General features: G+C 37.1%; 12 protein-coding genes. 2 read left to right on the top strand and 10 right to left on the bottom strand.

Annotation, left to right across the window (positions count from 1 at the left end; genetic code table 11):
* Positions 1 to 17 precede the first annotated feature (17 nt).
* A complete protein-coding gene (locus tag AC4QJR_RS01470) occupies positions 18 to 1,064 on the bottom strand; it encodes an ABC transporter substrate-binding protein (protein ID WP_496525039.1) in 1,047 nt (348 codons plus the stop codon).
* 221 nt (positions 1,065 to 1,285) lie between these two features.
* Here AC4QJR_RS01470 and AC4QJR_RS01465 point away from each other — a divergent pair, with 221 nt between their 5' ends.
* Positions 1,286 to 2,785, top strand: a complete 1,500-nt coding sequence (locus AC4QJR_RS01465) for a phospholipase D-like domain-containing protein (protein ID WP_496525038.1) — start codon at positions 1,286 to 1,288, stop codon at positions 2,783 to 2,785.
* A 137-nt stretch (positions 2,786 to 2,922) separates the two neighbouring features.
* Here AC4QJR_RS01465 and AC4QJR_RS01460 read toward each other — a convergent pair whose 3' ends face one another.
* The 4 genes from AC4QJR_RS01460 to AC4QJR_RS01445 form a co-directional block, all read right to left on the bottom strand.
* Positions 2,923 to 4,020, bottom strand: a complete 1,098-nt coding sequence (locus AC4QJR_RS01460) for an L-dopachrome tautomerase-related protein (protein ID WP_496525037.1) — start codon at positions 4,018 to 4,020, stop codon at positions 2,923 to 2,925.
* A gap of 187 nt (positions 4,021 to 4,207) precedes the next feature.
* Positions 4,208 to 4,855: a molybdopterin dinucleotide binding domain-containing protein gene (locus AC4QJR_RS01455; protein ID WP_496525036.1), complete on the bottom strand. Its 648-nt coding sequence runs from the start codon at positions 4,853 to 4,855 to the stop codon at positions 4,208 to 4,210.
* Between the two features lie 25 nt (positions 4,856 to 4,880).
* Positions 4,881 to 5,078 (bottom strand): hypothetical protein, encoded by a 198-nt coding sequence (locus AC4QJR_RS01450; RefSeq protein ID WP_496525035.1) that lies wholly within the window; start codon positions 5,076 to 5,078, stop codon positions 4,881 to 4,883.
* 152 nt (positions 5,079 to 5,230) lie between these two features.
* Entirely contained in the window at positions 5,231 to 7,858 is a 2,628-nt protein-coding gene (locus AC4QJR_RS01445; RefSeq protein WP_496525034.1) for an EAL domain-containing protein, read from the bottom strand.
* A gap of 384 nt (positions 7,859 to 8,242) precedes the next feature.
* On the opposite strand from AC4QJR_RS01445, the gene AC4QJR_RS01440 reads away from it, so the two are divergent.
* Positions 8,243 to 8,449: a DUF1657 domain-containing protein gene (locus tag AC4QJR_RS01440; protein WP_098576330.1), complete on the top strand. Its 207-nt coding sequence runs from the start codon at positions 8,243 to 8,245 to the stop codon at positions 8,447 to 8,449.
* Positions 8,450 to 8,912: 463 nt separating this feature from the next.
* Here the strand turns inward: AC4QJR_RS01440 and bla are convergent, their stop codons facing one another.
* The 5 genes from bla to treC all read right to left on the bottom strand — a co-directional run bounded on the left by bla (position 8,913) and on the right by treC (position 15,179).
* Positions 8,913 to 9,827 (bottom strand): class A beta-lactamase, encoded by a 915-nt coding sequence (bla, locus tag AC4QJR_RS01435; protein WP_496526591.1) that lies wholly within the window; start codon positions 9,825 to 9,827, stop codon positions 8,913 to 8,915.
* Between the two features lie 312 nt (positions 9,828 to 10,139).
* On the bottom strand, positions 10,140 to 11,942 hold the full coding sequence (locus AC4QJR_RS01430; RefSeq protein WP_496525033.1) for a BlaR1 family beta-lactam sensor/signal transducer: 1,803 nt from the start codon (positions 11,940 to 11,942) through the stop codon (positions 10,140 to 10,142).
* Positions 11,942 to 12,328 carry a BlaI/MecI/CopY family transcriptional regulator gene (locus AC4QJR_RS01425; RefSeq protein WP_098576332.1) on the bottom strand — a complete coding sequence of 129 codons (387 nt, stop codon included), beginning with the start codon at positions 12,326 to 12,328 and terminating at the stop codon, positions 11,942 to 11,944. The genes AC4QJR_RS01430 and AC4QJR_RS01425 overlap by 1 nt, the downstream gene beginning before the upstream one ends.
* 364 nt (positions 12,329 to 12,692) lie before the next feature.
* Positions 12,693 to 13,421 (bottom strand): UTRA domain-containing protein, encoded by a 729-nt coding sequence (locus tag AC4QJR_RS01420; RefSeq protein WP_098576333.1) that lies wholly within the window; start codon positions 13,419 to 13,421, stop codon positions 12,693 to 12,695.
* Positions 13,422 to 13,529: 108 nt separating this feature from the next.
* Positions 13,530 to 15,179: an alpha,alpha-phosphotrehalase gene (gene treC, locus AC4QJR_RS01415; RefSeq protein ID WP_496525032.1), complete on the bottom strand. Its 1,650-nt coding sequence runs from the start codon at positions 15,177 to 15,179 to the stop codon at positions 13,530 to 13,532.
* Positions 15,180 to 15,193: the final 14 nt, after the last annotated feature.

The following is a 15,193-nucleotide window of genomic DNA, read 5'->3' as shown; positions in this document are numbered from 1 at the left end:
CTCTTTACTTTCATGGTTTAGTTACTTGTAAAGATGTCTTTAAATTGATCGAGAATGGCTTCTTTGTTTTTATTGGACCATTCTTGGTCATCCTCAATTAACTCGATGTCTTTTAAAGGCTTCATTCCATTGTCATCCTTGATTTTTACTGTAGATAAAATCGGACGACGGTTTAATTCGTTGGCCACCAATGTTTGCGATTCCTCGTTGGTAATGAAATCAATGAATTTTTTAGCATTCTCAAGATTCTTGGCACCTTTAATAATTACAACTCCATCCGGTTTTACAATGGTTCCTTCTTTAGGGTAGACAATGTCTACAGGTGCTCCATCATTCATGTAATTCACAACTGGCTCTTCAAATGTGAGTCCAACAGAATATTCTCCGTCTGCCACACCTTTATAAACTGCGGAGGATCCACTTAATAATTTCTGATCTAAATTGCCAATGAGTTTGGTAACATAATTCCAGCCCTTTTCAGGATCGCCTTTTCCCATGGCATATAATTGGTTGATAACCTGTTCAAATGAGGAAGAGGATTTCGCTGGATCTGCGAAAGCAATCTTTCCTTTTAATTGCTTATCTAAAAGGTCTTCATATCCATCAATTTTCATGTCACCGACAAGATTTTTATTAACCATAATGACACTTGGGACTAAAGAAAATCTTGTAATATAGCCATCTTCATTTTTAAAATCCTCTATTACCTTGTCCTCATTTTGGGATTGATACTTTTCAAAATGGTCGGTAAATGGTTCAAGCGAGGATAGGGATCCGCCCCACATCACATCACCTAATGGATTTTCACCTTCCGATTCAATACGTTTAAGAAGCTCTCCTGCTCCTGCTGATATCACTTCAACCTTAATTCCCGTCTCATCTTCGAACTCTTTTACAAGCGGCTCATTAAATTCAATCGGATTCGGTGAATACACTACAAGCTCTTTACTTTCAGCTTTGCCCGCTGTCTTGTCTGATTTGCCCTCTGAAGAACAACCAGCTAATATCCCTGATACCCCTAAAGCTGCGACTAACGCTACTGATAATAACCTTCTTTTTTTCATTGCTTAATCTCCCCCGTTCCCTTTTTAAACGCTTCCATTTCTCTACACTCCAAATATTAAACGCTTTCATACTGGTCAACAATCCAAAAAAGTGACGTAAATATCTGAAAAAATGAACAAGAAAAAATTGCCCCTTTAAACCTATGGAACTAAATTTTAAAGAAACTTATAAACGAGTTACCATTTGTACATTTTAAAAGAGAAAGGAGGGGGCTTTTATATTGGTATGGATTTTTGGACTCTATTTATTAAATACTATTTTTATGATCATTATGGCGGTCCGCGAGGTAAGGCGACCAGCAGTGGCATTAAATTGGATAACCATTAGTTTTATCTTCCCTGTGATTGGTTTTGGGCTCTATCTTATTACATCAAATCCGATACGTATGAATCGAAGTAAAAAGCCAGCGATTATTTCTTCTGAATCAGACATGCTTCCTGATTCTTTTGGCAGCTCAGCTCAGCAAATAGCGAAAGCATTGAAACATTTAACCGGGAATGGAGTAAAGTCAGGTCAAGTACAAGTACTTATAAATGGGATGAATACTTATGAAAAACTTATGGAATCTATACAGAACGCCCAAAAAACGATTGACCTTGAATATTACATCTATAGAGACGACGAAATCGGAAGGTACATGACGGACTTACTGATTGAACGGTCATTGGAAGGTGTACATATCCGGTTTATAAGAGACGGTTGGGGGAGCAGGAAATTATCCAAAAATCAGGTTTTTCGGATGATGGATGCTGGAATAGAATGCCGGACTATTTTTCCTTTACGTCCCCCTTGGATATTTTCAACATTGAATAACCGGGATCATTGTAAGATTGCCCTAATCGACGGCAAAGAAGCGTTTACCGGCGGGATTAATATTGGGGAAGAATATACTGGATTAAAGCCAAATGTAGGCCACTGGCGTGACACTCATGTAAAAATTGTTGGGGAAGCTTCAGCTGATTTGAAAATGGTTTTCGAGAACCATTGGAAGATTGCCTCACCAGAATACATTAAGGGGAATTCTGGAATGAAAACAATAAAGGATGGACCCTCAATCATTCCTAAAACCAGCAAGTTAAAACCATTTACCATGATGACAGAATGGAGCACAGAGCTGGGCACGGTTGAACGAACAAAGACGAATAAAGTTCCGGCAAATGAGAAAATGCACCAAGCCTATGTTCAGACAGTAGAAGGGAATCCAAGTATTCCTACACCTTTTATTAGGCAAGCTTACTTTATAGGGTTAATACAAGCCACAAAGACTGTTGATATCACCACACCCTACTTTGTACCAGATCAGGATATTATTATGGGGCTTAAGACGGCTGTGCAACGTGGAGTACGTGTAAGATTGCTGGTTCCCCATCAAGGGGACCAAAAAATGGTGGAACGTGCAAGCTTTACTTATTATGGAGAGTTATTGGAAGCAGGAGTCCAAATCTACTTATATAACAAAGGAATGCTTCATGCGAAGACGATGGTTATCGATGGGGAAGTAGCAGAAGTGGGAGCAGCAAACTACGATATGAGAAGTTTTCGTTTGAATTACGAAGTGAGTGAATTTTTTTACAGTAAGGATGTGGCGAAAGATCTTACAGAACAGTTTGAGCAAGACCTTTGTGATTCTGTCCCATTGCGAATGGATGATTTATTGCAACTCTCGCCTTCACAGCGGTTAATGCAGCAAGGGGCCCGCCTACTTTTTCCGCTGTTATAGCTATTAACTTTTATTTTGAAGATAATCATAATAATACATTCCATAAGCCCTCAGACGATTCAAATCTGAGGGCCTTTTTGAAAATTAAATTAGAACCCCGGGAAGAAATACAAACGAACAGATCAGTTTGGATTTTATTATGAAAAGGTCGGGGCAGGAAATTCATCAATTTTGATACGGAGTAAACTATATGGTTTCTGTCGTAAGTCTTTTCCATAATGAAATCTAGGCTGTCGATGTAATTGGTTCACAATGACATACAAATATTGATCTGGACCAATTGAAAATGTATCCGGCCACAAAATTCTCGGATCATGTGCGATAGTTTCCATTATCCCATTTGCCAATATCTTACGGATACTGTTGTTTTCATAATCTCCAGCGTAAACAGTTCCCTTTGCATCGGTGATCATTCCATCAGACGCACCTTTTTCTCCCCAATACTCCACATGATAAGGTAAATCCATGTCCGGTATATTTCTGTCTCTAAGGGCTTCTGTTGTGATCGAGAACAGATGACGACTGGTTAGTGGACAAAAAAATAATACGCTTCCATCAGGAGAAATCGCAATACCGTCAGACGCCAGTCTAAATGGAGAAGTACTGCCATCTTTATTTCGATTCATTAACACCTTTCCTTCTACTTTTGGGATAAAATAGGGATCGGGTGAAGTTGAATTTGCCCCATTTAACCGTCTAACCGCTTTTCCATTTGATAAATCTACGACAATAATAGCTCCTGGTCCTCTTGAAGAAGAATCTGTTATATAGGCATAACCAGCTTTTCCAACACGAAAATCAAAACGGACATCATTCAGATAAGTTGTTGGCAAGACAACATCATCTGTAAAGGTATATACTTTTCTTATTGTATTGGTTTCTAAATCAACAGCGACTAATTTTGCCCCCCCTTTAATAGGTTCAGAAAAGTTGGGTGCCGCTGTATCTAATACCCAAAGCGTTCCCCTTCCATCAGCAACTACACTTTGGACACTGATGAAAGTCATTGTGATATTCTCGGGATTAACCAAATTGGTTTGTAAATTAGGATAAGGCTGCAATTTATCCTCAACAATTTCCCCCACCGTAAATTTAACATCGTCTCCCCATTTCGGAAAGCAAATGAAAATACGACCGGTTTCTGAAACAGTAACACCTGTAGGCATAGCCCCATAAAATGCATAAACTAGTTCTAAATTACCGAAATATTTTTCACTAGGTAACATAGGTTTCATAATATCCTCCTCAAACGGGATATCACCTATATATGATTTATATTTTTTCTAGTGCATGTTCCTTAATAAGTTTTTCAAACGGCAGGTACCAGTTCAATCTGGTGCTCTTGGTATTTTTGTTCAGCTGCTTTTAACAATCTGGACGAGGAAGCCTTTTTAGTTTGAAGATGTGAAGGCATTTCCCTTTTTAAAACGAGCCATCCTTCAACTCTGGTAAATACGGTGGTATTGGTACATTTATGGTTGATGCCGGTATCTCAAGTATCTTTCCCATTTGAATATCGTAGGGCGAAATGAATGCGTTGGCTTTTTGTAGATTATCAACGGATATACCATATTGATTAGCCAGCGATTGCAAAGTATCTTCTTCAGTAACGATATGCTGGGTCCGCAACTTTTCGATTTTACATGCTGATTGCTTAAATGTTGGCTGTTTGGATAGTGGATCGGTAAAATCCGCTGTTAACTCATTTGCAGCTTCCCGTCTTTCCCAACCGCCAAAATGAAATGGAACAAATACTAGTCCTTTTTGTACCACATTTCCAATTCTTGCAGGAACCTTAATCCATCCACGTGGGGACGAAATACGTATAAGTTCTCCGGGAAGAAGAGAAAGTAACTCTGCATCTGCCTCATTGATTTCCACATATCCTTGGGGAGAAGCAACATGCAAAAGAGGTGAGCGGGCGGTCTTTGTCCTGGTATGCCAATGCCAAACAAGTCGTCCTGTTGTCAGCCACATTGGATACTCTTTTGTTGGCTGTTCAGCAGGTGGCAAATAGGTGATTGGATAAAGGATTGCCCGGCCATTTGGATTTTTCCTTTCATATTCCAATTGGAGGTGCAGTTTTTACACTGTCTTATTTTCCTGCTTGATTCATTGCTTTATGAATCATTTCAACCACAAAGGGATCTCGATTTTCCAAATCATGTAGTTTTACAGATCCATTCATTAAACTGTCGCAAATCTCATTTATATCTTCTTGAACTGATACAGGAACTAGGTTCCAGGTTATCATTTGTTGAAGTTCATTTGCTACTTTTGTTTCTTGATCCAAGAAAAACACAGCCTTTCCGAAGTTATTCAATTTAGTGTTGGTTTTTCAATGTTTTTTATTCAATAGGGGTGGAAATTCTTCTGGCTAGGATGGTGAAGAATTTTACTTACTATCAGGGGCTTTATCATAATTTAAATCGATTAGGCACCTTTCTATTGTGATGTATTTATCGGTAACCTAACTTCAACCGTGGTACCATGGCTTTCCTTACTTTTTACTATTATGCTCCCATTATGCTGCCGAACAATTTTATAACATAACATCAAACCCAGACCAGTGCCTTTTTCTTTATTGCTGAAGTACGGTTCACCTAATCGTTTAATACGTTCTTTATTTATACCAATTCCATTATCAATAATTTTCATTAGGAGATTTCCATCTTCTACAGTACCCTCAATTTTCACAAATCCTCCATTAGGAATTGCTTCAATGCTATTTTTTATAATATTAACGAAAACTTGTTTAATTTGGTTCCTATCGCACAAAACTTGTGGAAGATTTGGTTGAAATTCTTGAGAAATCTCTACGTTTCTCAAATTTGCTTCGGAATTAAGTAATATAGTAACGTCATTAAAAATAGTTTGAATATTAACCTTTTCCAACTGAATCTCCTGTGGTTTTGCAAGAGTTAAAAATTCTTTTAGAATTCCCTCAATCTGATCAAATTCTTTAAAAATGATTTCAAAATATTCTTTGTTATTGCTTCCTTGCTCAAGAAGCTTAATAAACCCTTTTATCGAAGTTAGAGGGTTTCTAACCTCATGTGCCACTCCTGCTGCAAGTTGACCAACAATAGATAGTTTTTCAGCTTTGGAGAGCTTTTCTTCTGTGATCCTTTTTTCGGTAATATCTCTTCCAACCACAATAAAATATTCTGGTTCTCCATTTTTCCCAAGTACCGGTGTACCAACACCTTCAAATAACACGGAATTTCCACTGCCTGTCAAAAAATGAGCTTCCATCCTAGCTGGTGTTTTCGTGTCTATTACTTGTTGAAACTCCATTATTACGCTTTGTTTGTCTTCGGGATGTATTAAATCAAATGAACTTTCACCTACAAATGATCTTAAAGGGTCACCGATTATATTTGCTAAGGATGGTGATGAATATAATATTTTTCCATGGATGTCCAATAACATTATTATGTCGGTCATATTATCAGCAATAAGGCGATATTTACACTCACTCTCTTTTAAAGCTTGCTCTGCTTTTTTTCGTGCAGTAATATCAATACAGGACCCAATAACTTCAACCACTTCTCCTCCCTTTTTTAATGGGCGTAAATGGGCTAAATAACAAATTCCATTTAACTCGTCCTCATAAGTAACAAATTCTTCTCCATCCCAAGATCTATTGTAGAAAGAAGTTTTTTCGATAGCACTTTGTTGAGGCAGAAACTCCTCTAAACTTTTGCCAATAACTTGAGAAGGAATCATTCCAAATCGGTAGAGTAAGTCCCCATCGCAGAGTGTATGAATAAATCGATCATTAATTTTTTTAAACTTGAAAATCATACCTTGTTGTAATCGAACAGTATCTTGTAACTCTCTTTTAGCTTTTTCATAAAATTCTTTCATCCACAAATTTTCTTTTAGATCCCCAGGGATCCCTTGGTCTCCAACAATTTGTTCAATTCCAAAACGTTTTTGTTCTAATTCATTAGCTAGTAACGGCTTACTTAAGAAATAACCTTGCCCTTCGTCGCATAAATGGTGCTGCAGAAAAACAAGTTGCTCCTTTGTTTCAATTCCTTCTGCGACTACTTTCAAATTTAAATTATGTGCCATTGAAATGATTGTTTTAACAATTGTTTCATCGTTAGGATTGTTGTGAAGTTTTCTAACAAATGATTGGTCAATCTTTAAGGTGTCTACAGGGAAATATTTTAAATAGCTAAGAGAACTGAATCCAGCTCCAAAATCATCAATACTTATATGAATACCAATCTTTTTTAGTTGCTGTAACATTAAAATTGTACTGTCAATATCAGCAGTTATGCTTTCCGTAAGTTCAACTTCTAAAAAATGTGGTTCAAGTCCTGTTTTTTGAAGAATAGTTTCGATTGTATCAATTAAATTTGATTGATTAAATTGAATCGCTGACAAATTAACAGAAACAACTGTATTAAATCCTTGTTCTTGCCATAATTTGTTTTGTTTACAAGCAGCTTTCAAAGCCCATTCACCTATAGGTATAATTAATCCTGTTTCTTCAGCTATTGGAATAAATGTCCGAGGTGAAACTACTCCCCACTCTGGATGTTCCCAACGAATTAACGCTTCTACACCTACTATTTTCCCTGTTTTTAAATTTATTTTAGGTTGATAGTGGAGGAATAACTGATCTCGATCTATAGCTTTATAAAGCTCCACTTCCAGCTTTAATGGGTCAATACTTCCTTCTCCCTCATTAATGGAGTAATTAGCTAGATAATTCATTTTTTGATACTCTTGTTTTTGCTCAGTAATATCTCTAAAAAATACGGACAAACCTTCAGCAGATGGGAAAGCCCTTATTTCATACAATCTATTGTTAAAATACTCTTTAAATTCTACCGTATTTTGTTTTAATAAAGCCCTTTTGTATCGGTTTACAAAATTCTGTATATCACTGTGTGGTAATACATTATATATATATTGTCCAATCGCCTTTTCACGGTTAATTTGTAAGAGGCTTTCGGTTACATTATTTATGTATTCAAATTTTAAATCTTTATCTAACGAGTAAAAAGCATCGGAAATTCTTTCCAAGATAATCTCAGTATTTCTTGTCTTGCTCAAACTCCTAAACTCCTTTCCATTAGAGTATTGATTATTCGTCCCCAACATAACATAGTTACAATTAAATTTCCCGCTTCGTTAGCTCCATAAGAAAAAAAGCCACCAAGTGGCTCCAACTAACCCATCAATTGATATGATTGTTTTAAAAGAATACATTAGGTACCTTTTTTAAGAATAATTCATCTTCTAACATATTCCCATTACCTTTATTCAACCTGCACTGTAGCAGGAACATGACTGAACAAACCATTACCATAAGTGCTAAATTTAAAAACTGATAAAATGTAATTTGCTACATTCTTACTTAATTTTTTTACATAAGTTAATAATGATTTCCACATACTACTTTCGAAATTTAAAATCATACGAAAGAAGGATTAACCAATGACAGTTGGAAAACAAGTTCAACAAGCACTTGCAGGTTTAAAAAGTGCACAAGCGAGCTTTGAAGGCTTCGCCCTAGCAACCGATAACCAAAATGCCAAGCAGCTTTATCAACAGGCAGCACAACAAACACAACAGGTTCTTGATAGTCTTGAACCACGTCTTCAAGAAATTCAAAGTGAAGAACCTCAGTACAAACAGCAATAAATTGTAAACGTTTTTCTTAAATATGATAATCAACCCTGATTCATTATCTGAAGATTATAATATAATATTATATGAAAAATTAAATCCATTTTCCTCAACCATCCATAATAGGATGGTTTTGTTTTTAAATAAACCATCCTTTTTTTCATAAGCGTTTTACAATAGCACATCCGAAAAAAAAGAAAATTAGTTTTATATGTATTAAGCACGAGTGCTGTTTTTCCAAATTTAGATTATTTCATTTAGACATATTTACCGTAGCTTATTTACTTTTTCTAGATAAACATCTACACGACTAATTATTTACAGCGGTTGCCTAAATGTTGTCCATTCCTATTATTATATAGAAAAAAATATCAGTCAGCACATACTAAATCTTTCTAATGATAGTATATGATGACTGAATGATAAGCCTGTTCACTGATGCAATAGAGAATTGTGATGAGTAAATTTATTTATCTGTTCACTTCAGAGCGTTAAGGGCTACCTTGGCGGCTTCTGCGATAAGCGCATTGTCATAGGTGGCATTCTGTGTATCGCGCTTGGATAGAACTGCAATGACAATGGGAGCTCTATTCGGCGGCCAAACAACAGCAATGTCATTCCGCGTTCCATAGCTACCTGCCCCGCTCTTATCACCGACTTCCCAGCCTGTTGGTGCACCAGCACGGATCAATGCATCTCCAGTGGTATTTCCCCGCATCCAATCTGTCAGGGTTGTACGTTTTTCAGCAGGGAGCAAGTCACTGACAGCGAAGGCCTTGAGGCTGGTAGCAAGTGCTTTTGGTGTGCTTGTGTCACGTGTATCTCCAGGAACAGCTGAGTTCAAATCCGTCTCGTAGCGATCAACTTGGGTAATGTTATCGCCAATCTGCCTCAGTGCTGTTTCAAATCCCTCAGGACCTCCCAGTTTCTTTAATAAAAGGTTCCCTGCGGTGTTGTCGCTATATCGAACAGCTGCCTCAATCACTTCCCCAAGAGTCATCCCGGTATCTACGTGAAGCTGTGTAACAGGTGAATATGAAACGATGTCCTCGCTGTTGTATGTGACTAACTCGTCTAGTTGATCTATTGAGTAATGCTGCAGCAATGCACCTGCTGCTAAAGCTTTGTATGTAGATGCGTAAGCGAACCGCTCCTGAGGCCGATAGGAGACGGTACGATTTGTACCTGTATCAATAGCGTAGACCCCGAGCCGGGCGTCAAATTTGCTCTCGAGTTCTGCAAACTCACGGTGTATATGGGGTACTGATGTTTTCTTGACTGCCTTTCCGTGCTGATCAGAAAGGTTATGGGTGGTCATTGACCAACCGGCGAGGGGTACAATGGCAACCACTAGCACAAGCAGGGCCAATATAAAATTATTAATGCTGTAAATATCATGTGTTTTCCTCAAGATCTTAACCTCTTTTCTCCAATTTGATTACATGCGTAATATTAGATAACGCACATAATACTACATATGTAGTATTTAATTACGTTTGTAATACTACACGTGTAATAAAAAGATGTCAATATCATTTTGTAGTTGGCCCCGTTTGGCATCCGGTACGTTTCCCGGTAGGTTTCTGCTTCAAAATACATCAGCCCTTTCATACTGGGAAGTTTGTGTACAAGGTAGCTATAAATATTACAACTGTAGTATTTGGTACCAGAAAGTCCCAAAAAGGAAGGGTAATCCTTTCTGGGGTTAATTATAATATATCTTTTTATGATGCAGGATCTGCTTGGCAATCTCCGCTGCCTTACTTCCTTGAGCTTGACCATCCTTATTTTGAATATTAACGGCAAAATAAAAACGATCATCACCTTTATCGACAAAGCCAATAAACCAGCCATTTACATTCTTTCCATTAATCATACCGGTTCCCGTTTTACCATACAACCGCCCATTCTTTTGCCCATCTATTAAAATTGCCTTTTTTACCGCTTTGATATTTTCCCCTTTAAAACCCCATTGATTTTCTTCTAATTGGTATAATAATTGGACTTGTTCAATAGGTGATATTTTTAAGGAAGATTCCATCCAGTAACTATCCAAATTCCCTGAAAGATCCTCATTTCCGTATTTTATCTTGTGAAAATAATCTTGCAGCGGCTTTCTCCCTACCTCTCGATCGGTATTCTGGAAATACCAATTCACGGAACGGCTTAAGGCAGTCGCTAAATTTTGATTTTGATTCCATTCTGGATAAGGATAAATCTTCCCATCCCAAACCTGTTTATTGGTATTCGTGGAAATCACATTGGATTCCAATGCAAATAAGGCAGAATATATTTTATAGGTGCTATCAGGAGAATTTCTCTGTTCACTCATCTCTCGATTATAAATTTGATATTGGTTTTTAGAGGGATCATATAAAACAAAGCTGCCCTTGTAGCCCTTAAAATAGGAGCTTAGATCTTCATAGACCGCATTCTTCCCGCTAAACTGATACACATCATCTGGGCTGGCAATGACGGTGGTAATCGGAGCAAGGAATAGCACAACAATTCCTAAAACAGAACAGATGACCTTGCTTTTCCATTTCAATACTAGAGAATCACTAGAGAAGCTTGCAATGCACTGGATTCTTTGTTTGATTTGTTTTTTTGTCCCACCTATACCTGGAGCAAGCTGTTCAAGGGTACGATCATATTTTTTATCTGCAAAACGAATGATGGTATGCCCATATTCGATATATCCACTCTCATCCAAGAGATTTAAAACGGATGCATCACAGGCTAATTCCCGATCCATTCGAATCCTTTTTAAGGCATACCAGACGAACGGGTTAAACCAATAAATAATACGAAACATCCACATGACGTAATTCACGAACAAATCTTTGCTTTTATGATGGTGCAGCTCGTGCAAAAACACGTATTTTAATTCATTTAACGAGAATGCTTCTCGTGTTTTGCTTGGTAAAAAAATAAAGGGCTGAAAAATCCCGAACGTGATCGGCGAGGAAATAAGAGAGGTCTCCCGCAACCTTATGTTTCTTTTCACCCCAACCATCTCTTTACACGCTTCTAATAGTTTAATTAGCTTTTGGTTATGAACAGCTGCAGCCGACTTTTTAATTTGATAGAGTTGATAGTTTGAATAAACAGCAGCCCCAACAAAAAGAACCACTCCAATGATCCAAACTGTAAAAAATGTATGGTAGACGAAATCGGGCGTTGACTTATTTACCGATACCGTGAAATCATGTAATAAATCGCTGTTTGGCGCCTGAGAGGCATCCACTCCATTAATCCTTTCACTCTTCGATGGCGTTTCTCTATGGAAAAAAAGTAAGCTTTTAAAAAAGCGAGTTCCTTCTCTAAGGCGAAAATAATTCCAAGGTAAAAAGGCAGCAAGGATTGGAATGCAAAGAAAATACCAAATATGATAATGTGCTTTCACTGTCATATGATTGTTTAATAGCTTTTTGATTAACAGAATTATGAAAATAAGGAGGGATACCACGATTGTACTTACTAAAATCCGCAGCAGCATGGTATCCATTATTTTTCACCTTTCTTATCTCTCATGGATAATATTTTCTTTAATTCCGAAATATCGTCATTCGATAACTTATCATTTTCAATAAAATTTAATATCATTGAATTTAACGTGCCGCCGAAAAACTGCTGCAGAAAGGATTTACTTTTTTGCTCAACATATTCGTGCTTTTCAACCAGTGAAGTATAAATAAACACGCGGCCATCTTTTCTTGCGTGCAAAGCCTTTTTCTTAACTAGGCGCGCCAGCATGGTGTGAATGGTATTTGGCTTCCAATCACTCTTATTCGATAATTTCTCCACTACCTCAGGAGTCGAAATCGGCTCATAGTTCCATATAACCTTCATCACTTCATATTCTGCTTCTGATATTTGTGGAATCTCCTTCATGATAACCCTCCTACTTTTACAACTGTAGTATTTATTATAGCAAGACGGTTCAAATACATAAAGAATATTCGTCCACTCACTAAAAAACGCAAGGAGATATCTAAAGGTGCTTTAAAACACAAAGACAGCTTGGAAATACGGATATTAATACGACAATGAATATCTATGCTCATATAACCTCTAAAATGGAAGAAAAGGCATCCCAACAGTTTAGCAAACTGATGAAAGACCTTCTCCTATAGTTAGCTTTTTAGTCATGGGCTGCCCTGTTTTTTATAAAACGAGAACAAGAAAAGCATTATATCATTTTATACAAAATGAAACAATCCACTCTAGGAATAAATGGATAATTCACAACAATTAATTAGTGTTTTTTAATCCTTTGCGCTTGATCAAAGAAAACAAACGAATCCGGTTTATGGCGTGATTGAGTGAACTCAAACATGATTCCCTTAGCATTAAATGTATAGTTGTTGATTACCGCTACACAATTATAACCATTCAACCCAATGTACTTCTCATCATTTACATTGGCTTTTTCAACTGTCATAAATCGTTTGGTAGTTACGATGTTTTCGCCGAGTTCATTTTCTATATATTCATATATTGAGCCCTTGGCTATCTCTTCCGTTAGATGCTTTACAACATCTCTCCTAAAATAGTTATGATCAATGATTAATACTTTTTCGTCCAGCAGCCTTAGTCGCTGGATATAATAGATTTCTGTTCCTTCAGGAATGGATGTCATTTTATTTATTTCTTTATCTACTATCAATTCTTGAAAACAAACGACCTTTGTTCCATACACTTTCTTGTTCCTGATAGAAGATTCCTTGAAGGTCTCTACCCCTCCAAGTATATATTCAGCTTGTTGATATGGATCATAAATAACACGTACACCCTTGCCATGGAGACTTTGTACATATCCCTCTGAAACAAGGTTTGCTATCGCCCTGCGGATTGTGTTCCGAGAGCATTCATATTGTTCGACCAACGTATACTCTGAAGGTAATAAATCCTGATAAGCATAAACTTTATTTTCAATTTTATCCTTCAGATCTCTATAGATTTTATCGTATTTTGTTCTTGTCATTCTTCACGCACCTAATTATTCAATTTTATCCATCTCATTTTATCATAAAGGTTATTACTAGAAAAATTTAAAAAAATTGCACATGGAAAACCCATGTGCAACATTGACCTATTCGTTTTTAAGAAAAGTAAGGGATTCATATGGTTTCAAAATCAAACGATTACTAGGGTCCCTACTTTCATAATTGGATAGGATACATTGGTATCCTTCCATGTTCTCTTCCAGTTCAACCTCTGTTTCTGTTCCGTAGAAATTATTGATAACAATCAAGGTTTGACTATCATATGTTCTCTTGTAGGAAAAAACTGACTCATGGTCAAGAAGGATTGGAATATAGGATCCTTCAGAGATAACCTTGTATTCCTTTCTTAGTCTGACCAACTTCTTGTAATAGTCCAAAATGGAATCTGGTTCAACAGCACTGTTTTTTACATTAATTTCCTTGTAATTTCCAGTAACTTCGATCCAAGGTTTATTTTCGCTGAAGCCTGCATAAGGTGAATCATCCCACTGCATAGGGGTTCTTGAGTTATCTCTTGAACGCTCCTGAAGAATGCGGTAAATATCCTCTTCCTTTTTACCTTCCTTCTTCAGGATTTTGAAATAGTTAATGCTTTCAACATCCCGGTACTGCTCAATATGTTCAAAATACGCATTGGTCATACCGATTTCTTCCCCTTGGTAAATATAAGGTGTTCCGCGCAAAAAATGTATCATACTTGCAAGCATTTTTGCTGATTCTTTATGATATTGTTTGTCATCACCAAAACGAGACACAATTCTTGGCTGATCATGATTGCACCAGAATAATGCGTTCCATCCGTTGCCCTCTTGCAATCCAAGTTGCCAATCGTTTAGCAATTTTTTCAGCGCCATGAAATCACAATTCCGCAGAATCCACTTTTGTTGATCTTTATAGTCCACCTTCAGATGATGAAAATTAAAGCACATCGACAGTTCTTTTTCTTCCGGATTTGAATAACGAATGCAGTTATCGATGGTAGTTGAAGACATCTCCCCAACCGTCACCATCCCATCATCATTCAGTCCACTTTCATGGCATAGTTCCTTCAAGTAGTCATGAACTTTAGGGCCATCTGTATAAAATCTTCGTCCATCGCCTTCGTGGTCATCAGCATATTTTTCAGGTTTCGATATGAGATTCACCACATCAAAACGGAACCCTTTAACACCTTTATCCATCCAGAATTTTAGTACATTGACAAGCTCTTTTCTCACATTTTTGTTTTCCCAGTTCAAATCTGCCTGTGTCTTATCAAATAAATGCAAGTAATATTGATTAAAAGCTGATACATATTCCCATGCACTTCCACCAAACTTGGATACCCAATTGGTTGGTGGAGTGCCTGGTTTGCCATCCTTGAAAATGTAAAAATCCTTATAATATTGGTCTCCCGCCAGCGCTTTTTGGAACCACTCATGTTCCGTCGAGGTATGATTGAACACCATATCCAGCATGATACCTATTCCTCTGCGCTTCGCTTCTTCCACCAATTCTTCAAAGTCCTTCATCGTTCCAAAGAGAGTGTCAATATTCCTGTAATCCGCAACATCATATCCATTATCTTTCTGTGGCGATGTAAAAAATGGTGTGATCCAAAGGTATTCAATTCCTAGCGATTGAAGATAGTCTAATTTTTCTGTAATTCCTTTTAGATCTCCAATCCCATCTCCATTGGAGTCATGGAAAGATTTTGGGTAAATTTGATAAATTGTTCTTGCCTTAAAATCACTCATAATAAACTCCTATC

This window comes from Neobacillus sp. BP17, assembly GCF_059579525.1.
Note: the sequence above shows the minus strand (reverse complement) of the source record. Positions and strands in the feature narration are given on the sequence as shown.

What these genes read in the sequence shown, in the direction of transcription:
- AC4QJR_RS01470 (WP_496525039.1), bottom strand. Translation starts at nt 1,064, where the DNA reads ATGAAAAAAAGAAGGTTATTATCAGTAGCGTTAGTCGCAGCTTTAGGG.
- AC4QJR_RS01460 (WP_496525037.1), bottom strand. Translation starts at nt 4,020, where the DNA reads ATGAAACCTATGTTACCTAGTGAAAAATATTTCGGTAATTTAGAACTA.
- AC4QJR_RS01440 (WP_098576330.1), top strand. Translation starts at nt 8,243, where the DNA reads ATGACAGTTGGAAAACAAGTTCAACAAGCACTTGCAGGTTTAAAAAGT.
- AC4QJR_RS01430 (WP_496525033.1), bottom strand. Translation starts at nt 11,942, where the DNA reads ATGGATACCATGCTGCTGCGGATTTTAGTAAGTACAATCGTGGTATCC.
- AC4QJR_RS01425 (WP_098576332.1), bottom strand. Translation starts at nt 12,328, where the DNA reads ATGAAGGAGATTCCACAAATATCAGAAGCAGAATATGAAGTGATGAAG.
- AC4QJR_RS01420 (WP_098576333.1), bottom strand. Translation starts at nt 13,421, where the DNA reads ATGACAAGAACAAAATACGATAAAATCTATAGAGATCTGAAGGATAAA.
- treC (WP_496525032.1), bottom strand. Translation starts at nt 15,179, where the DNA reads ATGAGTGATTTTAAGGCAAGAACAATTTATCAAATTTACCCAAAATCT.